The organism is Cellvibrio japonicus Ueda107 (genome assembly GCF_000019225.1).
Classification (GTDB): domain Bacteria; phylum Pseudomonadota; class Gammaproteobacteria; order Pseudomonadales; family Cellvibrionaceae; genus Cellvibrio; species Cellvibrio japonicus.
On the sequence record NC_010995.1, the window covers coordinates 32,804 to 55,006 of the forward strand.

Genomic DNA, 22,203 nt, shown 5'->3' on the forward strand with positions numbered 1-22,203 from the left:
GAATATAGATAAACAAAGAGTATTACCGTGAAATTAGTAAAATTATTCTCCAATTTAATGGTTATCTGCATATTGCTGCTTTCGCAACAAGCGTATGCTGCCCGTGGTATTAGCAGTGATAATGCTGGCCCGCACTTTTCCGGTTTGCATAATCAGGAAACTATTGAGGATATTCGCCTTAAAGTGCTTGGCGGTGATGTTCGTATAAATCGCGTGTGGCGTGGTGAACATTGGGAGTGGAATGAGCGCTGGGGGCAATTGCAACCCATGCTGCATAGCATGACTGATGCATCAGGTGAAACAACAACCAGCGTATTGGCAGTGTATCGTGCCGGCCAGCTCTACCGAAAAACCTCAGAAACAGCAGAACAGGTTGTCTACGAAAACCAGCTCAACCAGTTTATTACCAAAACCGCAACAGAATATGTCTGGCATGACCGTAAGGGCAATGGTATTACCTATGACCTGGATGGTCGTGTTATTAACTATTTTGACAAGAATAAGGTCTACGTTTACCTGGAGCGCGATGCCAATGGCGATATCCTGAGTATCAAAGACCATCACCAAAATACGGTACTCAGCCTTACTTATGAAACCTATAGCAATCCAGAAGATGAGAGTCAGCAATTACAGCGCATAAAAACCCTTACAGATTATGCCGGCCGTACAGTGATTTATGGTTGGAATAACAACCATCAGTTGGAAACGGTAACCGATGTACGCGGGCAGGTATGGACTTATGTATACAGTGACAACGGATTATTAACACAATTAAAAGATCCAGATGGCCGTGTTACCCGCTACGAAATTGAAAAGACCGGCAAGTTTATTTCCCGCTTTAATACTGATGGGGTTGGTGAGCGCTATCAATACAACTATGACAAGGAAAACCAGATTTACTACATGTCTAAAATTGATGGCACTGGGCGGGTAGAGGAGACCTGGAATAATGCCATGGGCCTTGCTGTGCGGGAAAGTAACGATGGTGAGGATAAGCGCAATGTGGAATATATTCTTTCTGATGGATCCAAGGGCGTGGAAAGCATCATAAAAAACTATTCCTACCGGGTAGAATATTGGTACCGAGGTTCGGAGTTTGTTGGAAAAACTCGCTATTGTGGAAATGATGATCAGTCAAATAATCCCGATAGCCCATGTTTACGCAATGATCCCAACCTAATTAATAAGCCTGTTTATGTAAAGTACAAAAAAGTTATTGACACAAATGGTGATGTAACCACTTATGAAAATGACCAATGGAAAAATGAAATCGGTGTAACCTATCCAGATGGTACAAGCAGTTCGCGCAAATTGCATAGTCAATGGTCATTACCAATCAGTGAGACCAATGAAAAAGGTATAACTACAACCTACGAATACGATACCAGCGGTAATTTAATTACCCTGGTAGAGGCTAAGGGTACACCTGACGAACGTACTACTCGCTACACTTATGATGAATTTGGCCAAATAAAAACAAAAATTACTGGGGAGTCTGTAGCCAACAATACAGAATTAGCGGTTACCTATTATGAATACGACCAATACGGCAATATCATCCAGGTAATGGATCCAGAGGGTAATATCACGCATTACAGTGATCACGATGCCCTGGGTAATGCACAAACTATCATTGATGCACGCGCACATCTGTTGCCTGTTGTCGAGCAATATACCTGGAAAAATACCTATGATGCTGCGGGTAATTTATTAACCCGCCGCGACCCCTACAATAAAGGGGAAACCTACACCTATACAAAAACCGGTGATCTGGAAACGGTCATTGCTGCCGGTGGCAGTAAGGTTACATTGACATCCAATGCTAATGGTCAGCCGCTGACTATAACGGATGACAATAATAAAGTTACCAAGCTGCAATACGATAAGGCCGGGCGTTTAACCGTAACCACCGATGCTAATGGCAATAAAAGTCAAACCGCTTATGATGCACAGGGTCGTGTATTCCGTAGCGTGGATGGTGAAGGTAATACTACTCAATATAACTATGTTGAAGACCTGTTGCGTAGTATTCAGTATCCCACTTACAAAGAACTACTGGAATATGACAACCGTAATCGTGTCAAACAAACTACCCAACAGGCCAACAGCCGAAACTATATCCGCAAGCATGGCTATGATCCTCTGGGTAATATAACGAATAGCACAGACGCTCAAGATAACGAAACAGTTTACGAATACGATGTATTAAGTCGTGTTAAAAAGATTACCGATGCCGAAGGTGGCGTAACCGAATTTTCCTACGATGCCCGCGACAATTTGCTGCAAGTGAAAGACCCGGAAGGTCGGCTGACGATATACACCTACGATAAAAATGACCGCCTGCTGACCGAAACCAAAGACGGTGACCAGAACACCGACCGCCAGCGTCGCTACGCCTATGACCAAAACGGCAATCTGATCGGTAGTATTAATCCTGAGCAGGAAATGACTACCTATGAATTCGACCAGGCTAATCGTCTGGTAAAAACCCAAGTCTTTGCCAATAAAGACCACACTCACCCGATCAAAGTCATCAACTATCACTTCAATGATAAAAACCAGTTAACCAACTGGAGCCAGCAGGTATCAACCAGCCTGCCAGACGGTGTAACACCCACCGCCGATGTGATTCCGCTCAGTGAAACCTACACCTACAACAACCTGGAACAGTTAGAATCGGTAGCGGTTAACTTTGGCAGTTTTACTAAAACGTATCGCTATTCTTACTACCCCAATGGTTTGAAAAAAACCTACACCAATCCCGAAGGCATTACCTATACCTACTTCTACAATAAAAATAACCAGCTGATGGCGGTGCATATACCCGGTGAAGGACAAATCAGCTGGACAGCATTTAGCTGGATGGTTCCGCAAACTCTGCTCTTGCCGGGTGGCCAGAAAATCTCATTCAAATACGATGATTTCCAACAGTTACAAGAACGTGTGTTGAAAAAAGCGAATAACACAGAGCTTGCCAAAGCAGTTTATGAATACGATCTTGAGCAGAACATCAAGAAGATTGAAAGAGGCGAGGGCATTTTCAATTACGGTTACGACAATCTTTATCGTCTTACCACAGCAGACTCACCGGAAGGCTATGCGGCGAATGATGAAACCTTTGGTTATGATGGTGTAGGCAACCGCACAACTCATACCGAAAACGGTATCAGTGCAAACCAAAGTTACAACCAGAAGAATCAATTGCAAGCCATTGATGATGCTAACGACACAACATACACCTACAACGCCAACGGTCACACCAAAACCCAAACAAAAAACAGCATCACTACAGAATATCGTTACAACCACGAAGAGCGATTGATTGAAGTAAAACGTGATGACACTACCATTGCGGAGTATGCGTATAACCCTCATGGTCAGCGTGTCAAAAAGACGGTGAATGGTGTTACCACCTGGTATCTCTACAACGGGAATGGTCTGGCCGCTGAATACTCAAGTACCGGTCAACTCATCAAGGAATACCACTTCCACCCGCAAAAGACCTGGATGACTGACCCGCTATTTCAGCGTACGGCAGCGGGAGAGGTGTATTACTACCACAACGATCATTTGGGTACACCGCAGCAGATGCTGGATGATGCAGGAAATATTGTGTGGGAAGCGCAGTATTCGGCGTTTGGTAAGGCTCATATTACGATTGATACTGTGGAAAACAACTTGCGTTTTCCGGGGCAATATTTTGATAGCGAAACTGGGCTGCATCATAACTACTTCAGGGATTATGATTCAGCGTTGGGTAGATATATTCAGAGTGATCCGATTGGATTAGGTGGTGGATTTAATACATATGTTTATGCTTACCAAAATCCTGCTGTATTAATTGATCCTTTAGGTTTATATGTTCCTTCTGATCTTCCAGAAAATTGTAAGGTTATAACTACAGGTAGCGGCATTCGTGATGAAAATGATGTAAAAATGGGACCTCCAACGAAAGTTTTTCAAGTAATTATCCCATTTATAAAATTTAAGAAAAAAGTTAGAGATCATAATGATGTTGATGGGAAAATTCTCAAATATGAATTATGGAAGCAGACAATAACGTATATGTATAAAAGTTATAAATGGATGACATACTATGTGGAATGTCAGGAAGAAGATGAATGTGGTAATCATTTACCACCAACAATTATTCCAGGTGGTTATGATGAACAGCTAGTTCGAGATGATAAACAAGAGAAAACTAACTGGTGGTCTGTTGCGGAGCTATTTTAATGAAAATTAATAAATCAGTTATATGTTTTACAATTTTTATCCAAATTTTTCTTGTTGGATGCGATTATAAAAATGATATATCACATGATGTAAATCATGAAAATGACATTAAAAATTTTAAATCTATGTTTTCTTTTTCTCTTGATAAAGAAGGCTATATTTTAAATGTTTTATCTGGCTTGAGATACTATGACCATGTTTCTCAAGAGAAGTTAAATATATTAAATGATGTATGGAATAAAGTTAATTTTATTGACAATAAATGGAATCTGGAAATCTTGGAAAATATCCCTATTAGAATATTGATCGCAGAAATTTTGTATTCTAAAGGGGGGGATAAAAATATTCAGTATAAGGAATTTATTATTTCAAATATTTATAGTAGTAATCAGGGGTATAGAGCTTTTTCTGCTCTGAGTTTAGGCTTTATTGGTAATGAAGAAGATGTAGATTTATTGGTTAATGTTTTATTGAATGATAAGGAACTCCCTGCATCACAGGCAGGGTTTGGTCTTCTGGCTATGAATAATAAATACGCATTGGATAAATTCAAAAGTGCATTATTACTTCTTGAGACTAGAAAAGATGATGGAAGTAAACACATTTATAACATTCTTAAGAATCATTTTGATAAGGTGCATATAAAGGGAAAGTAGAACACTGTTTTTAGTTAACTGGATAGTACCGCAAACCTTACTGTTGCCCGGCGGCCAGAAAATCTCATTCAAATACGATGCTTTCCAGCAGCTAAGGGAACGTGTCTTGAAAAAGGCAAATAACGCTGAACTGGCGAAAGCCTTGTATGAGTATGACCTTGAGCAGAACATCAAGAAGATTGAAAGAGGCGAGGGCATTTTCAATTACGGTTACGACAATCTTTACCGTCTTACCACAGCAGACTCACCGGAAGGCTATGCGGCGAATGATGAGAGCTTTGAGTATGACAGTGTAGGCAATCGCATATCCAGAACGGAAAATGGCACGAGCGAAAGCCAAAACTACAACCAGAAGAATCAATTGCAAAGCATTGATTCCAGTGATGATACCCAGGACACAACATACACCTACAACGCCAACGGCCATACTAAAACCCAAACGACGAATGGTGTTACAACAGAATATCGTTACAACCACGAAGAGCGATTGATTGAAGTAAAACGTGATGACACTACCATTGCGGAGTATGCGTATAACCTTCATGGTCAGCGTGTCAAAAAGACGGTGAATGGTGTTACCACCTGGTATCTCTACAACGGGAATGGTCTGGCCGCTGAATACTCAAGTACCGGTCAACTCATCAAGGAATACCACTTTCACCCACAGAAGACCTGGATGACCGACCCACTATTTCAGCGTACAGCAATGGGAGAGTTGTATTACTATCACAACGATCATTTGGATACACCGCAGCAGATGCTGGATGATGCAGGAAATATTGTGTGGGATGCGCAGTATTCGGCGTTTGGTAAGGCTCATATTACGATTGATACTGTGGAAAACAACTTGCGTTTTCCGGGGCAGTATTTTGATGATGAGACCGGGCTGCATCATAACTACTTCAGGGATTATGATTCAGCGTTGGGTAGATATATTCAGAGTGATCCGATTGGTTTGAGAGGTGGTATCAATACGTTTAGTTATGCGGAGGGACATCCTCTAAGTTTGCTTGATCCCCTAGGTTTAATGTCTATAGGGCACAAACCTGACATGGCTTTGCTTCCTGGTTGCGAAAAAATTGTCTTGTCTGATAAGTCAAAAAATATGAATAAAATCATTACTGGTGACCCTTATATTTATAAATCGAAACTGCTATTTGCAGCTGCATTTCCCATACCTGGAGGAAAAAAAGCAGCAATAAGTATCTTTTTGGAGCACTGGATACAGGTTTCATATCATTATTCAATAAATATTGAGGATGTGACATACGTTATAAAGTGTAAAGAGGTGGATGAGTGTGGGGTTGAAAAGGTTGTTGAGCATTCTGGATATCATTATTCGGAGCATCAAACTAGATTGCCTGATATTGTGAAAAAATGGACTGAATATAATATGAAACATGAGTCTACTATGGGACCTAAAAAATGAAATTATTAGTTAGTATTGGATTTAATTTTTTTCTATGTATTGTTTCGATAATTAGTTACTTTGCTCATTTGTTTTTAACGGCAATATTTTCTGTTTTTGGAAATTGGTTTTATATAAAGAATAATTTTTTCGGTGAAATTTTTATGGATTTTTTTCATAATTTTTCCTTGTTTTTTGTTTATTTTACTAGTTCTTATTTTTTGAAAATCAGCCCCTACTATACTTTTTATAAAATTTTATTTTATGTTGTTTTTTCTACTTTTATTGTGGTTTGGCAAATAAAGTTGAGTGGATCTTTTTCTGCTTTTGACAATTTTATTGTTTATTCAATGCCTGGAGCGGCAATACTGTTATCTTGCATGCTGAAGAAATAACGAGGGAAAGGTGTCGTAGTGAATTGTTTAAACATCAAAAAGATTGAAAGATGCGAGGGCATTTTCAATTACGGTAAGGCGAACAGGGTGCAAGTTTTTCCTACAACGCCAACGGTTTGCCGAACAAAACTGGAGAACTCTAGTTTAGAAATGTCTCATTAATGGGGGAGTGGACAGAATAATATGCGTATTTTAGGAATTTTTGTTGGGATATTTTTAGGAATAGTATCTATCGCATCCCAGGCAGAAGAGGCTCTTTGTGCTGAAGTCAAAATCGAAATCTTGCAGGAGCTCACCATGGAGCGGCAGGGTTTTGAGGCGATGATGCGGATTACCAATAGCCTGGATACATTTTCGCTGGAAAATGTGAGTGTAAAGGTCATATTTAGTGATTCTGATGGTAATCCGGTAGTCGCTACATCCAATACCTCGGCGAGTGGTGCGGCATTTTTTATTCGGGTCGATGATACACAGGATGTGACCGGCTTGCAGCAGGGAGCGGATGGCTATGTCCACAGCGGTAGTATCGCCCCTCAGAAAGTCGGGGAGATGCGCTGGTTAATTATTCCCACTGCTAATGCGGCGGGCCAAACCAAAGACGGTAAATTGTATTTTGTCGGCGCTGAGCTGCGTTATTCCTATGGCGGCAAGGAGGAGGTTGTTAATGTGGCGGAAGACTCTATTGTTGTCAAACCTCAGCCAGCGTTGACGTTGGATTATTTTCTGACAGAAGAAGTGGTTGGCGATAATGGCTTTACCCCGGAAATAGAGCCTCCGGAGCCTTACACCCTGGGTGTACGTATTAATAACAATGGCTTTGGTGCAGCAAAAAGCGTAAAAATTGAATCTGCCCAGCCGCGTATTGTTGAAAATAAACTGGGCCTGGCAGTGAATTTTAAAATCCTTGGCAGTTACCTGAAAGACCAACCATCAAGCCCCTCGCTGTTAATCAACTTCGGTAATATTGAGCCCAAGGGTATTACTACGGGACGCTGGATTATGGAGTCCAATCTGGCGGGCAAGTTTATTGCATTCAATGCCAGCTTTACCCATGCCGATGAATTAGGTGGTGAGTTAACCTCACTCTTGCAGGCGACCAATGCCAATTTCCTGGTGCGTGATGTGATCGTGGATTTGCCGGGGCGCGATAACTTGCGTGATTTCCTGGCCTATAACGCAACACGCAATTTGCGTGTATTTGAGTCAGAGCCAACGGGCGCTAATGAGGTTGACTGCGCAAATTGTAAGGGTGTTACCGAAATTACATCCGCTTCCTTGAGTCCAATTGATAATTCACGCAGCAGGATTGAATTTGAACCTGTAGGTGGATTGGCCTATGTAACGGCCGTTGATCCGTTTAATGGTGCCAAAGTACTTGCCAGGGTGGTACGCGAAGATGGTTCTATTATTCATCCACAAAATGCCTGGCTTTCCAAAAAGCGTGCCAGCGACAATATTAATTTTAACTATTTTGTAAATGTATTTGACAACAACGCATCGGGGAAATACACCGTCTATTGGGGCGGTAATCTGGTTGATACGCCTCAACCCCCAGTCATTCAGTATGTCCCGGACCAGGTAACTTATGAGGGCGGCAACCTCGGTTTTATTGTGCGTGCAACCGATCCCAATAACACCTTGCCAACGTTAAGTTATTCGCCACTGCCAGCAGGTGCCTTATTCACATCCAGTGCTATTAACGACGGTGTGTTCAATTGGTCTCCGTTGCCAGGTCAAGCCGGTCAATATTCCGTTATTTTTACCGCAACAGATGGTGAATTTAGCGTAGAGCGCTTAGTCAATATCAAGGTTAATCCCGCCCATGATACCGATGGTGATGGTATGGATGACGATTGGGAGCGCGAGCATTTTGGTAATTTGGATAAGGATGGCACCCAGGATACCGATGGTGATGGCCGTACCGACCTGGAAGAATTTGAACAGGGGACGAATCCCAATTTATTTGAAGCGGCACCTGCGGCACCTGAGATAGACGCTCCTGCTTATAACGCCGATACCCTTGATGGAGCATTGCCTCCCCTGATGCCGGAATTGATTGTTAAAAACGGCAACCATCCAGCAGGTATAGAATCGGTTGCCATTGTATTTGAAGTATATAAAGACGAGGCGTTAACAGAATTGATGGGTATGGCCAGGTTGGATGAGGGAACCGGTTCTGTGCAGGGGGACAAAACGCACTGGGAAATCGCACCGGTCGATTTGGATGAGGGTATGGAGTTTGAAGATAACCGGCTTTATTACTGGCGTGCCAGAAGTGTACAAAACGGTTCGGCAAGTGTTTCCAGTACCTGGATTAAAAGCCGTTTCTTTATCAATACAGAAAATGATGCGCCAACCCAGCCTCAAATCAGTTCACCTGCCATTGAGGCAAGTATCGCGGTATTAAGTCCGACATTGGTTGTGACCAATAGTACCGATATAGATCGCGATGAGTTGCGTTATGGCTTCGAGCTTTACGAAGAATCGGATCTGGAAACACCCGTTGCAACAGTCAGTGGTTTATTGCCGGGTAATAACGGACAAACAAGCTGGTTTGTTGCCACGCTATTGGAAGAGGATAAACGCTATCTCTGGCAGGCCAGTGTGACAGATGAGCACAATGTGGTCGTGAAGTCGGACTGGGGCAGCTTTGTTGTTAATACCCAGAACCATCCACCGACGAATCCGCAGGTTGATTCACCTTTACCGGCATCAACAGTAACAGCTTTGCAAGAAAATAATAGCCTGTCACTGCGTGTTATAAATTCAATAGACCCTGAGCGTAAGCCGGTTAAATATTATTTTGAACTTGATACCGTAAATACCTTTGATAGCAGTGACAAGCAGTCATCAGCTGCTATAACGGCTGGCGAAACACACACTGAATGGACAGCGAGTAATCTGGTCAATCAAGTGCAATACTTTTGGCGAGTAAAGGCCAGTGATGGTGAAGCAGATTCTGCCTGGGTGGTAAGCGATTTTACGGTGAGCGTACAAAACCAGGCACCCTCCATCCCGGTATTGCAAAATCCCGTTGACGGTGCGGTTATACAAAGCTTGAGTGTATTCCTGGAGGCCAACCCGGCGGTTGACCCTGAAGGTAGTATTTTGACGTATGTTGTTGAAGTATATTCAGACAGCGCTTTAACACACAGTGTCTATAGCAACCAATCGTTAACACCCTGGTGGCAGTTAGATGATCTGCTTGCGAATCAATCGACTTATTATTGGCGAGTAAAAGCTTTTGATGAGGACGGGCAGGAAAGTGAGTGGAGTTCAACCGGTGTTTTTACTGTTAATATTCCCTCTGTTAACCAGCCGCCCCAATTTAGTTTTGTAGCGCCTGCTGGAAATGTCTCCATGGATGCAAATGGAGTATTGATACAGTGGGTTGACGATGACCCGGACAGTGATGCTCAAATCACCCTGGTGGCAAAAAAACCTGATAATAGCAGTATCACGATTGCCAGTAATATATCGGAAAACCTGGATGGAGCCGGTGATACCTTTATTCTCATGCCCGGTGTCCTACCCCCGGGGAGTTATACGCTTGTGGCCATTATTAGTGATGAAGATCATTCAATCAGTGTGCCGCATTGTTGCACCCTGACAGTACCGGAACCACCACAAGGACTTTTACCGTTTAGCCAATGGTTATTTGATGAAGGAACAGGCAATGTTACACAGTCATCAGTAGGTGAATTTGTAGCACCCATAAAATTAACCTATATCCATAATTCCGCTGCAACACCTGCAAGCTGGGTTGCCGGGCGGCATCCTGCTGCAGAAACTGCATTGAATTTTGATGGCCGTGGTGCTTATGTTGAGATTCCAAAAACGTCCAGCCAGCCATTACTGAATGATGCAAGTTTGAGTTTCTGGATAAAAACTTCTCAAGCTGGTGGTTTATATCCGGAAATCTCTCCCGCCATTATTGGCAGCCATAACAGTGATACTGGCGACCATATTAAGTGGGGCTCATTAGGTCTTCAGGGACAGTTCGGTTTGGCTGTTGGTGAGATCAGAATGTTGGGTTTGACGCGGGTTGCGGATAATAACTGGCACCATGTCGTTATTACCCGTCGAAAAACTCCCGGTAGTGATAATGGCATTGTTAAGATATATGTTGATGGAAAGCTGGATGCGGTTTCTGCTCCCGCGGATGAGAAATTTACCGGTTTGGTAAATACCTTTGCAGGTCTTGCAACTAATAATCGTTTTTCCAGCAATACACCCAATCAAATAGATTCTACGTCCAGATTTATCGGTGGCGCTTTAGATGATATACAAATTTTTGACAGGAGTTTAACCGCAACCGAGGTTGCAGATTTGTACATGGATGAATCCGGTGATCAACCTTCTATAACAGGCGCTTACGACAACTTTGTCAATCAGGGGATCTACCAGGCTGAGGCGGCAAGTTTATATCTTGGAGCAGTTGTTACCGAGCATAGCGGTTATAGTTCTATTGGTTTTGTGGATTACGATTTTGTGGCAGGTGGCTATATAGAGTGGGTTGTTGAAAGAACTCATGCAGGCCCGGTGACATTAGAATTTGTGTATGCCAATTACAGCATTTCAAACAGGAATATGGATATTAGTGTGAATGGTCAGGTTGTGAGCCCTAATTTGGCATTTCCTAACACCAATAGCTGGACTAATTGGACTACGGTTTCAGCCAATGTCAATTTGGCACAAGGGGTTAATCGTATTCGGGCAACCGCAAAATTGACCGTTGGTGGTCCCAACCTGGATTACATGAGGATTGTTGAATAATAGTCATAATTAATGGCAACCCCTATCCGGTATTCAATACCGGTGCTTATTTGATACAAGTGAATAACCAGAATCGCAAATTGGATGTGATCAAGTCGGGCAGTAATATGCGTGTCAATACGCCCTGATTGTTCAGGCAGCAGGTGTAGGCAGTTGGCCATCTATCAAAAAATCAGCCAGGGGAAAGCGGATAATGTCCTTGCTGCCCAGTTGCTTGAAAGAAACATCATTGGCACTTAACTCGCATAACCATTGGGTTATTTCCCTGGGTTTCTTTTGTGCCAGTGCCCTTGGTGTGAACAACCCAATACACCTGTTGCGCTCGGGATCGCGTGCGGATGTGTATTCAAATGCGTCTACCCCCGATGTGCGCATATCACTACCCAATTGTTGGGTGGCGGAATAATCCTGCGGGTGGGTGAGTTGTGGCTGGTATTGATCGAACGGCAGGGTTTGCAGTCGAATGCCGCGCGCACTCGCGTAATCCACACAAAATAAACTGTGTGCACTGGTGATGCTGGGCTTCACCGGTGCTGCGTTTATGGAATACCAAAATACGAAACGGTAATAGGCCGATTCAGCCAGCGTTGCTTGTGTGTTGCAGCCGGCGTAGAAAATACCCGGCTCATGGACGCGCCCGAAACGCGAGCCCCATTGCAGGGGCGGATAGCGAAAAGGGGTTTTGAGCAGGTAGTGATAACTATCGCACTGGGCCGGGTAGGGCGGTTTTACCCCGTCGAGTAATTCTTCCAGCAGGGCTTGTTCTTCCAGGTTATCCACATAACCCAGGGTGGCGATTTGCTCCTGGCTTTCCACCAGGCGCCAGGCGGTGCCGGCGATAGTCTGGATGTGCTGCGCTCCCTGGCAGTCTTGCCAAATCATTACACCTTGCCTCGCAGTGCATCCACGAATTGCAGCACCTGGATCAACCCCTGAATCGTTTCTATCTGGCGTGCGGGAATGCCGCCGGTGACCTGGTTGGGGTTGTGCATAAAGTGTCTGATCCAGTCTTTATCGCCGCCGGTAAGGGCAAAAAGCGCGCGGGCAATGCGAATCAGCAGCAGCGCCAGTTCGCCCTGCTTGGAGCCGGGGTCCAGGTTGAGGTTTTGCTTGAGTCGACTGATGGCCGTGCGGTGCATCCCCAATACTGCACCCAGTTCGGCTTGTTTTAACCCGAGCTGGTCGGCTGCGTTTAACACGGCTTTGGCAAGTACAGTCGCTGGTTCGGGCGTTGCTTGGGTAAGTGCAGACATAACACCTCCAAAATGTTCAATATGCACATACAATAAGTGGTTTGTGCGAAATAAACAAGTTCTAAACAGGTAAGGCTGTCTTATCTACCGGTGATTTGAGTACAAACGATGAATGCACACCGCTGACACCTTCTATACGGGTGAGCTTCTGCAGCAGGAACTGTTGATAGGCATCCATATCTTTCACGATGACTTTCAACAGATAATCGGCGGATTGGCCGGTAATCAGGTGGCATTCCAGCACTTCCGGGTAGGCGGCGACGGTGTTTTCGAAGGCGTCAAAGCGGTCGGGGGTGTGTTTATCCATGCTGATCTGGATAAAGGACACCAGGGTGAGCCCCAGCTTGCGCGCATTGAGCAGGGCGACATAACCGTCGATCAGCCCGGACTCTTCCAGTGCCCGCACCCGGCGCAGGCAGGGAGAGGGGGAGAGACTGATACTGTCGGCCAATTCCTGGTTAGAGATGCGGCCATTGCGCTGCAGGGCCTCCAGGATCAAACGGTCATAGCGATCGAGTTCCATAGCGGTAAATCCAAGGTAATGAGCATAAATTGCCAATAAAAAACAATAATAGGCAATATTATTGTTTAAATGATCGTTTGAAAACAATCTTGGCAATCATCTGCCATAGGCATTCCCCTATACTGACCAACATGCTGATAAAAGCCCCGGCGCTACCCGCGCGGGTTTTTGGGGTTTCCGCCGGTGTGACAGCACCACTGGAAATCCTGGCCTCTTACCCTGAGGCCAGTGTCCAGACCAGCCGAATCAGCCAAAACCGCAAGACCCACTACAGCAGTACACAAGAACTACACAGCTCGGGGCCTCTGGAATGCTTGCCTGGCAGGCGTTTTCAGAGGACTCCAAACAACCGGACTTATATATTAGAGCGACGTTCTAAACCGCGTTGCCAGAACAGCAACCTTAGCCAGGCAAAAACTTCGGAGTCGATCATGCTTGCCAACCCATCCACCAAGTACCAGCGTTTTGTCGGCGTTTCCTTACCCGACCGCCAATGGCCGAACCACCACATTGAAAAACCGCCCATTTGGATGAGCACAGACCTGCGCGATGGTAACCAGGCGCTGATTGATCCCATGTCGGTACAAACTAAATTGCGCATGTTCAAAGAATTGGTCGCGATTGGTTTTAAGGAAATCGAAATCGGTTTCCCCTCGGCGAGTGAAATTGATTACAACTTTACCCGTATGTTGATCGAGGAAAATTTAATTCCCGATGACGTCACCATTGAAGTATTAGTGCAAGCGCGCTACGACTTGATTGAAAAGACTGTACAGAGTTTGCGCGGTGCCAGGCGTGCAATTTTGCACATGTATAACCCGCTGGCGCCAGCATTCCGTAAAATCGTGTATAACACCGATAAAGAGGGTGTGAAAAAAATTGCCTTGCAAGGGACCCAATGGTGTAAGGAATTAACGGCGCAGGCACCGGAAGTGGATTGGACTTTCCAGTATTCCCCGGAAGTGTTTTCGTCCACCGAAATTGAATTTGTCAAAGAAGTCTGCGACGCGGTGGTAGAGATCTGGAATCCATCGCCACAGAAAAAAATTATTCTGAATTTACCGGCTACGGTGGAAATGAATACACCTAATACCTATGCCGACCAGATCGAGTGGATTCACCGCAATATCCACCGTCGCGATTCCATTGTGATCAGTGTGCATCCGCACAACGATCGCGGTACGGCAGTGGCAGCGGCAGAGTTGGCGGTGATGGCGGGTGCCGATCGTGTCGAAGGTTGTTTATTCGGTAACGGTGAGCGTACCGGTAACGTGGATTTGGTCACCCTCGCGTTGAATTTGTATTCGCAAGGGGTGCATCCCGGTTTGGATTTTTCCGATATCGATAAAGTGCGCAAGTTGCACGAAGAGTGCACCCAGTTGCCGGTTCATCCGCGCCATCCCTATGCGGGTGAATTGGTGTTCACCGCCTTTTCCGGTTCGCACCAGGATGCCATCAAGAAAGGTTTTGCGGTGCAGAAAAAAGATACCCTGTGGGAAGTCCCCTATTTGCCGATTGATCCGGCCGATTTAAATCGCAGTTACGATGCGGTAGTGCGTGTGAATGCACAATCCGGTAAAGGCGGCGTGAGCTTCCTGTTGCAACAGGAAGCCGGTTTGCAGTTGCCGCGTCGCTTGCAGATTGAATTCAGCTCGGTAGTACAAAAGGTCAGTGACAGCACCGGTAAGGAAGTAAAAGCCAGCGATATTGCGCGAATTTTTAATGAAGAATATTTTGCGGTGAATTCACCTATCACTTACCAATCCAGCAAGTTCACCGAGCAGGACGATACCCATCAGGTGGATATTGTTATCCATGCGCAACACCAAAATAAAACGGTGGAAATCAGTGGCAGTGGCAACGGCCCCATCGACGCCGCCGCCCATGCGATCAGCCAGTTTATTGATACGGAGGTTAACGTCATTGACTATCACGAGCACTCCGTTGGTGAGGGCTCCGATGTGGTGGCAGTCACTTATGTGGAAATCAAAGTGAAAAACGGCAAACCAGTTTACGGTGTGGGACAGGATCGCAACATTATTACGTCGGCGGTAAAAGCACTGATTAATGGTGTGAATCGCAGCGGGGCGGTGAGTTAATTTACTGAAAAAATTGCTGGTTTAAAAAGCGCAGCCCTATTTAAGGGGTTGCGCTTTTTTTATAGGGTATTGCCTGAATAGTGAATAGGACATCAATGGTTATGAGGTGTATTTGGCACGTAGGGTATTTTTAATAAGCGATTAATGCAAAAATGCAATTTGTGGCGCCAATTTAAAGTGCAGTAAAAATTCCCACAGAATAATTAACCAAAACATAAAAGGTTAATTGTTATTTCTTAATTACCCCATAGTCATAAACAAAATCCCATCGTGTATTTGCTTCCTATAATCCATTAAGCCCCAGCTGGCTTGATAGTTATAACAATAATTAGTGTTTCATTATTTATTCCATCTTTATTACGCCGTTTGAAAAGCACTGCATAAAAAGCAGATTTTCTTTTTTTGTGCGTATTTAAACGCCATAGACCATAGCGATAACCATTGGCATTTTCCCAGACCGGCAAAGTGAACTTGCGGTTTATTTCCCCCCATGAACCAAGTAGAGGTGACTGTTATGTTTAAAAAAACGAAACCACGGATATCTATATTGGCGCTGACAATATCATGCGCTATCTACTCTGGCGCCGCTCTGGCGCAGGATGCAGCGAATAGCAATAAATTTTGGTGGCCTGAGCAGCTGAACCTCAGCCCGTTGCGCCAGCATGGGGTGGAGTCCAATCCTATGGGCAGCACATTTAATTATGCGCAAGCATTTAAAAAACTGGACTTGAATGCGGTGAAGGCAGATATCAAAGCCTTGATGACCCAATCGCAGGATTGGTGGCCGGCGGATTATGGCCACTATGGTCCGTTTTTTATTCGCATGGCCTGGCATAGTGCAGGGACTTACCGCATTTATGATGGCCGCGGTGGAGCCGGTGGTGGCCAGCAGCGCTTTGAACCGCTGAACAGTTGGCCGGATAACGTGAACCTGGATAGGGCGCGCCGTTTGCTGTGGCCGATCAAACAAAAATACGGCAGCAGCATTTCCTGGGCGGATTTGATGGTGCTGACCGGTAATGTGGCACTGGAGTCCATGGGGTTTAAAACCTTTGGTTTTGCCGGTGGTCGCCAGGATGATTGGGAAGCAGATACGGTGTATTGGGGCCCCGAGAAAAAATGGCTGGACGACAAACGCTATAGCGGTGATCGCACATTGGAAAAACCACTTGCCGCCGTGCAAATGGGACTGATCTATGTGAATCCCGAAGGCCCTAATGGTGTGCCCGATCCATTGCTGGCGGCCAAAGATATTCGCGATACTTTTGGCCGTATGGCAATGAACGATGAAGAAACGGTAGCGTTGATTGCGGGTGGACATACCTTTGGTAAAGCCCATGGCGCACATAAGCCGGAAACCTGTTTGGGTAAAGAGCCAGCAGCGGCGGGTATTGAAGAGCAGGGCCTGGGCTGGACCAATAAATGCGGTAAGGGTAATGCAGAAGACACTATCACCAGCGGCCTGGAGGGCGCATGGTCGGTAAACCCTATCGCCTGGACAACACAATACCTCGATAACCTGTTTGCGTTTGAGTGGGTGCAAGTTCGCAGTCCGGCCGGTGCTGTCCAGTGGATTCCCAAAGATGGTCAGGCGGCGAACCTGGTGCCTGATGCACACGATAAAACCAAGCGCCACGCCCCGATCATGTTTACTACGGATCTGGCTTTAAAAGAAGATCCGGAATATCGCAAGATTTCACTGCGCTTTAAGGAAAATCCCAAGGAATTTGAATTGGCGTTTGCCAAAGCCTGGTTCAAGTTAACACACCGCGATATGGGCCCGCGTGTGCGTTATCTGGGCAATGAAGTCCCTGGTGAAATTTTACTGTGGCAAGATCCGGTGCCGGAGGTCGATCACCCGCTGATTGATGCAGCTGATATTACCAAACTGAAATCCAGCCTGCTGTCCTCGGGGTTAAGTAGCGCTGAGTTGGTTAGGACGGCATGGGCGGCAGCAGCCAGTTTTCGCGGTACGGATTTGCGCGGCGGTGCCAATGGTGCGCGTATTCGCCTTGCGCCGCAAAACACCTGGGCAGTGAACAATCCCAGGGAGCTTAACCGCGCGTTAACGCGTTTGGAAAAGGTTCAGGGCGATTTTAATAAGGCATCAACCGGTGGCAAAAAAGTATCGCTGGCGGATGTGATTGTGTTGGGTGGTGTTGCAGCGGTAGAGCAGGCCGCGAAGAAGGCCGGATATGCGGTTGAAGTGCCTTTTATACCAGGTCGTACCGATGCCAGCCAGGCCCAAACGGATGTGACCTCCTTTGCCGTGTTGGAGCCAACGGCGGATGGATTCCGCAATTACTATGCAAAAGACAACACGTTGCCGCCAACTGACATGCTGGTCGAGCGCGCCAACCTGCTTACACTGACGGTTCCTGAAATGACGGTATTGGTGGGTGGTTTGCGTGTGTTGGGTGCTAATAGCGATGCTGCCAAAAACGGTATTTTTACCGATAAGCCTGGTACCCTCAGCAATGACTTCTTTATCAATCTGCTGGATATGTCCACCCAGTGGCGCAAGTCGGCTAAAACCGGGGGGTTGTATGAGGGGCTGGATCGCAAGACCGGCAAACTGAAATGGACGGCAACCCCAGTCGACTTGATCTTTGGTTCCCACTCCGAGTTGCGTGCGGTGGCGGAAGTTTATGCAGCCAATGACGGGCAGGAGAAATTTGTCAATGATTTCGTCAAGGCCTGGCACAAGGTCATGATGCTTGATCGTTTTGATTGGTAATATTGTTGAAGCGTTCTTTACTGATGGCGCTTGCTTGCTTTTTCCCCCGAATATCCGGCGGCAGGAGTGGGTAAGCGCCGTTTTTGCTTGACTGGGGTGTGTGTAGGTACATCGCATCCCGGCTTATCTCGCCGCCACATAGGTTTTGCCCTCCGATTATTGGATACTGATAAAAATATCGAAATACTGAATCCAATCGACATCCTGGTAGCATCCAAACCCCGGCAGGCCCAAGGCGTTTGTTTTGGGACTGACCCATAAGGCCAATATCGTCACCCAACACTTTGTGTCGGTGTCCAGATAACTATAAGCACAGCAAGGAAACCCCTGACATGATCAAATCACCCTACGCCAGTATCAACCACTACCTGGTAGAAACACCGCTCGATATTCCCCACCGGATGCACCCATTTACTTATCCGGAAACAAGGAATAGAGGTTAATTCACTATGGATAGCTTGCAGGAAATTCTCTACACGCTGCGCTGCAATAAGTTGCGCACAATACTCACCGCCTTTGGTGTTTTTTGGGGCATTTTGATGTTGGTGCTTTTATTGGGGGCTGGGCGGGGTTTTCAAAATGGTGTGATGGCCGGATTCGGTAATAATGTCATGGACTTTATTATGGTCTACCCAGGGACAACGGCGGTGGCTTACCAGGGATTAGGTGTAGGCCGGGGTATCCAGCTCCGGGAAGACGATGTTGCGGCTATCCAGCACCAGATTCCCGGTATTCGCTCCATGTCACCAGCGGTCAATATGGGATCAGTCCAGGTCATCCATGACAGGAAAACCGGCGAGTTTGAGCTTATGGGTGTTGCGGATGAATTTTTTATGATCAAGACCGCGATTGACTTTAACCATGGCCGGGTTATGTCGAGCCTTGATGAAAAAGAAATTCGGAAAATTGCCTTGATTGGCAATACCGTTGCCGAACGTTTGTTTAATGACGATAGGCCCATTGGTAAAACCATTCAGGTAAAAGGGGTGGTTCTGACGGTCGTTGGTGTGTTTACCGATAAAGACAATAACGGTCGCGCATCCAATCGCGTTTATATTCCTATTTCCACGTATCAAAAAGTCTTTGGTGGCGGTAACCAGATAGGTGAAATCTGGTTGCGCCCCAATGCAGTGACCGATGGATTTGAATTGGAAAAACGCGTGGTGGAGTTGCTCAAGCAACGGCACCAGATTGCGCCGGAAGATCGCCGCGCTATTAATGCCTTCAATATGGCGGAGCCGGCAAAAGCAGTGGCGGGATTATTTTGGGCGATTAATGGATTTATTTGGTTTGTGGGATTGGGGACCTTGACTGCCGGAATTGTGGGCGTGAGCAATATTATGATTATTACCGTCAAGGAGCGCTCGCGCGAAATTGGTATTCGCAAGGCGCTGGGAGCAACACCTTTTAATATTGTGGGAACACTGCTGCTGGAGTCTATTTTGGTAACCATGCTGGCAGGCTATTTGGGATTGGTGATGGGCGTTGCCCTGCTGGAACTGGTGGCGCTTGGGTTGCGCTCGGCAGGTGCAGAGCTTCCCTTTTTTAAAAGCCCGGAAATTGATTTCCAGATGGCAATCACGGCGATCATGCTGTTAGTCGGTGTTGGTGCCCTGGCTGGATTATTTCCGGCACTCAAGGCTGCCAAAATTATGCCGATTGAAGCCATGCGTGCCAATTAAGGGAGCGTGCTATGTTAATTGATACGCAAAAATGGCAGGAAATATTCTCGACCCTGGGGCGGCACAAACTGCGTACTGCATTGACAGCCTTTGGTGTCTTCTGGGGTATTTTTATGTTGACGGTATTATTGGGTGCGGGAAAAAGCCTGGAAGAGGGGGTTACCTCCAGCTTCCGCATGATTCCCAATTCGGTGTGGATGTGGCCACAGGGTAAAACCCAGGTTGCTTACCGTGGTATGCCGGTTGGCCGCCAGATTTCCCTGGACTCCGATGATATCCAGGCGATTCGCGACAATATTCCCAACGTTGATAAGATTTATCCGGAAAACAGCGTGGGTGTTTGGAATGGGGTACCGGTATACACTATCTACAAGGATCAGAACGGTGCCTTTGCTGTTAAGGGAACCCACGCCGGTATGGAAAACATGCACATGCAAAAAGTAACGCAAGGTCGCTATATCAACCTCATTGATGAAAAGCGGCGGCGCAAGGTGGCGGTTATCGGGCAGCGTATCAAGGAATTATTATTTGAGCCTGGCCAAAGTCCTATTGGCGAAACCATTACCATTGCCGGTATCAGCTTTCAGGTGGTGGGTGTTTACAAATCCAGCTCTACCGAAAATGTGAATGTCACCCAGGAAGAAATTGTATATATCCCCAACGATACCCTGCGCCAGGCGTTTAATCAAAAAGGTTGGATCAGCAGTTTTGGTGTGATACCCAAACAGGGTGTACATGCAGTGGTAGTTGAAAATGAAATCCGGGATTTTTTATATCAGCGCAAAAGAATCAGCCCGGATGACAAGGGAATTTTGGGCAGTTTTAACCTGCAAACCGAATTTGAAAAAGTTTACGGCCTGTTTTACGGAATCCAGGTATTCAGTTGGATCGTTGCTATTGGCACGATTATGGCGGGTGCGATAGGTGTGGGTAATATCATGCTGATCGCCGTCAAAGAGCGCACGCGCGAAATTGGTTTGCGCAAGGCGCTGGGTGCTACGCCGTTTTCTATCGTGGCGATGATTGTACAGGAATCGGTACTGATAACGGCTTTTGCCGGTTATTTGGGGTTGGTTGCTGGTGTTCTCATCCTTGAAGCGGTGAATCATGTGATTGCCGGAGCGGGTGGACGGATAGGCATGTTTGGTTATTCCGACATCGATTTTGCCACCGCCTTGAGTGCACTGGCGGTGTTGGTGATCTCCGGCCTGCTGGCTTCACTCTTGCCCGCTGCCAAAGCCGCCAGCGTTAACCCCATAGTTGCTTTGCAGGATGAATGAGGTCTTTTCCACCGGGCCCACATCCTTCAGGCTCACAATAATAACTGTGTAAAAAACTGTGAACCCTGAATCCAGGGGCGACTTCCCTGCATCAAAGCTGGTGAACTCGCCCGGTTTTCACTCCCCAACCTGAGCATCTGGTGTAGTTCGACAAGGGTGTAGTTGTTTGGCCAGGTGTTCACTTGCCCTTGGATTTGGCCCCTTTCTCCTGGCCAGGGATGGGGGTACTTGTCGACCAGAAAGTGACCTGGGTTTATAGTGGTGAATCCGTTTCTCCCCCAGGGGTGTCAAAGTGGATAAATCGGACGGGTTGGAATGATAAATGTCATTACTCTGTAAACCAGAGTAAAAAAGCCAACAGAATGTCTAAAACCTTTTAAGCTGGTGTGCAGTATAACAATAGGCCACCACAAGGAATTCGCGCATGATCAAATTGCACAATATCCACAAGTACTATCACTCCGGTGAACAGCCACTGCATGTGCTTAAGGGAATAGACCTCCATATTCGCCAAGGGGAGTTGGTGTCTATTATGGGCTCTTCCGGCTCGGGTAAATCTACCCTGCTGAATATCCTCGGTATCCTCGACACCCATGACCAGGGTGATTATTTCCTCAACGGAGTGGAAATCAAAAACCTCAAGGAAAAAAAAGCAGCGCAGTTGCGCAATCAGCTTTTGGGTTTTGTGTTCCAGTCGTTTAATTTATTGCCTTTTAAAAATGCAACTGAAAATGTCGCCCTGCCTTTGTATTACCAGGGTGTGGGACGCAAAGAGCGCAACTACCGTGCCGAAAAATATCTGGACATGGTCGGTTTATCCCATCGCGCCACTCATATGCCTAATGAACTGTCCGGTGGACAAAAGCAGCGGGTTGCCATTGCCCGCGCCCTGGTGACACAACCCAAGGTCATTCTTGCCGACGAGCCCACAGGTGCCCTGGATAGCCAGACTACCCAGGAAATCATGGCGCTCATGAAAGAAGTACACTCGCTGGGTAATACCATTGTGATAGTGACCCACGAACAGGACATCGCCGATCAAACCCAGCGCCAGATTGTCTTAAAAGATGGTTTGATTGTGCCGGCAAAAGAGATCCACGGCAGCCATGCTGAATCGCTGGATAACAATGATCGCGAAGAAGAGATCCTCGGATAAAACGC

At 46.1% G+C, this 22,203-nt stretch carries 12 protein-coding genes; 9 read left to right on the plus strand and 3 right to left on the minus strand.

Features of this window, described 5'->3' with window-relative positions; genetic code table 11:
• Nucleotides 1-27: 27 nt before the first annotated feature.
• The 4 genes from CJA_RS00080 to CJA_RS00100 all read left to right on the plus strand — a co-directional run bounded on the left by CJA_RS00080 (nucleotide 28) and on the right by CJA_RS00100 (nucleotide 11,468).
• A complete protein-coding gene (locus CJA_RS00080) occupies nucleotides 28-4,233 on the plus strand; it encodes an RHS repeat-associated core domain-containing protein (RefSeq protein ID WP_012485701.1) in 4,206 nt (1,401 codons plus the stop codon).
• A complete protein-coding gene (locus CJA_RS00085; protein ID WP_041550767.1) occupies nucleotides 4,233-4,889 on the plus strand; it encodes a hypothetical protein in 657 nt (218 codons plus the stop codon). Before CJA_RS00080 ends, CJA_RS00085 begins: the two co-directional genes overlap by 1 nt.
• 43 nt (nucleotides 4,890-4,932) lie before the next feature.
• Entirely contained in the window at nucleotides 4,933-6,318 is a 1,386-nt protein-coding gene (locus CJA_RS00090; RefSeq protein WP_012485702.1) for an RHS repeat domain-containing protein, read from the plus strand.
• Between the two features lie 557 nt (nucleotides 6,319-6,875).
• Nucleotides 6,876-11,468 (plus strand): LamG-like jellyroll fold domain-containing protein, encoded by a 4,593-nt coding sequence (locus CJA_RS00100; protein WP_012485703.1) that lies wholly within the window; start codon nucleotides 6,876-6,878, stop codon nucleotides 11,466-11,468.
• Nucleotides 11,469-11,600: 132 nt separating this feature from the next.
• Here the strand turns inward: CJA_RS00100 and CJA_RS00105 are convergent, their stop codons facing one another.
• The 3 genes from CJA_RS00105 to CJA_RS00115 form a co-directional block, all read right to left on the minus strand.
• Complete coding sequence (locus CJA_RS00105; RefSeq protein WP_012485705.1) at nucleotides 11,601-12,350, minus strand: RES family NAD+ phosphorylase; 750 nt, start codon at nucleotides 12,348-12,350, stop codon at nucleotides 11,601-11,603.
• Complete coding sequence (locus CJA_RS00110; RefSeq protein ID WP_012485706.1) at nucleotides 12,350-12,721, minus strand: MbcA/ParS/Xre antitoxin family protein; 372 nt, start codon at nucleotides 12,719-12,721, stop codon at nucleotides 12,350-12,352. The genes CJA_RS00105 and CJA_RS00110 overlap by 1 nt, the downstream gene beginning before the upstream one ends.
• A 61-nt stretch (nucleotides 12,722-12,782) precedes the next feature.
• The gene (locus CJA_RS00115; RefSeq protein WP_041551826.1) at nucleotides 12,783-13,244 is read right to left on the minus strand and encodes an Lrp/AsnC family transcriptional regulator; all 462 of its coding nucleotides are present in this window, start codon (nucleotides 13,242-13,244) and stop codon (nucleotides 12,783-12,785) included.
• Nucleotides 13,245-13,675: 431 nt separating this feature from the next.
• Here CJA_RS00115 and leuA point away from each other — a divergent pair, with 431 nt between their 5' ends.
• The 5 genes from leuA (at nucleotide 13,676) to CJA_RS00140 (ending at nucleotide 22,198) form a co-directional block, all read left to right on the plus strand.
• A complete protein-coding gene (gene leuA / locus CJA_RS00120; protein ID WP_041550771.1) occupies nucleotides 13,676-15,343 on the plus strand; it encodes a 2-isopropylmalate synthase in 1,668 nt (555 codons plus the stop codon).
• A gap of 514 nt (nucleotides 15,344-15,857) precedes the next feature.
• Nucleotides 15,858-18,080, plus strand: coding sequence for a catalase/peroxidase HPI (katG, locus tag CJA_RS00125; RefSeq protein ID WP_012485709.1), 2,223 nt, complete (start codon nucleotides 15,858-15,860; stop codon nucleotides 18,078-18,080).
• A 449-nt stretch (nucleotides 18,081-18,529) separates the two neighbouring features.
• Entirely contained in the window at nucleotides 18,530-19,762 is a 1,233-nt protein-coding gene (locus CJA_RS00130) for an ABC transporter permease (protein ID WP_012485711.1), read from the plus strand.
• 11 nt (nucleotides 19,763-19,773) lie between these two features.
• Nucleotides 19,774-21,042, plus strand: a complete 1,269-nt coding sequence (locus tag CJA_RS00135) for an ABC transporter permease (protein ID WP_012485712.1) — start codon at nucleotides 19,774-19,776, stop codon at nucleotides 21,040-21,042.
• Nucleotides 21,043-21,466: 424 nt separating this feature from the next.
• A complete protein-coding gene (locus tag CJA_RS00140) occupies nucleotides 21,467-22,198 on the plus strand; it encodes an ABC transporter ATP-binding protein (protein WP_012485713.1) in 732 nt (243 codons plus the stop codon).
• Nucleotides 22,199-22,203: the final 5 nt, after the last annotated feature.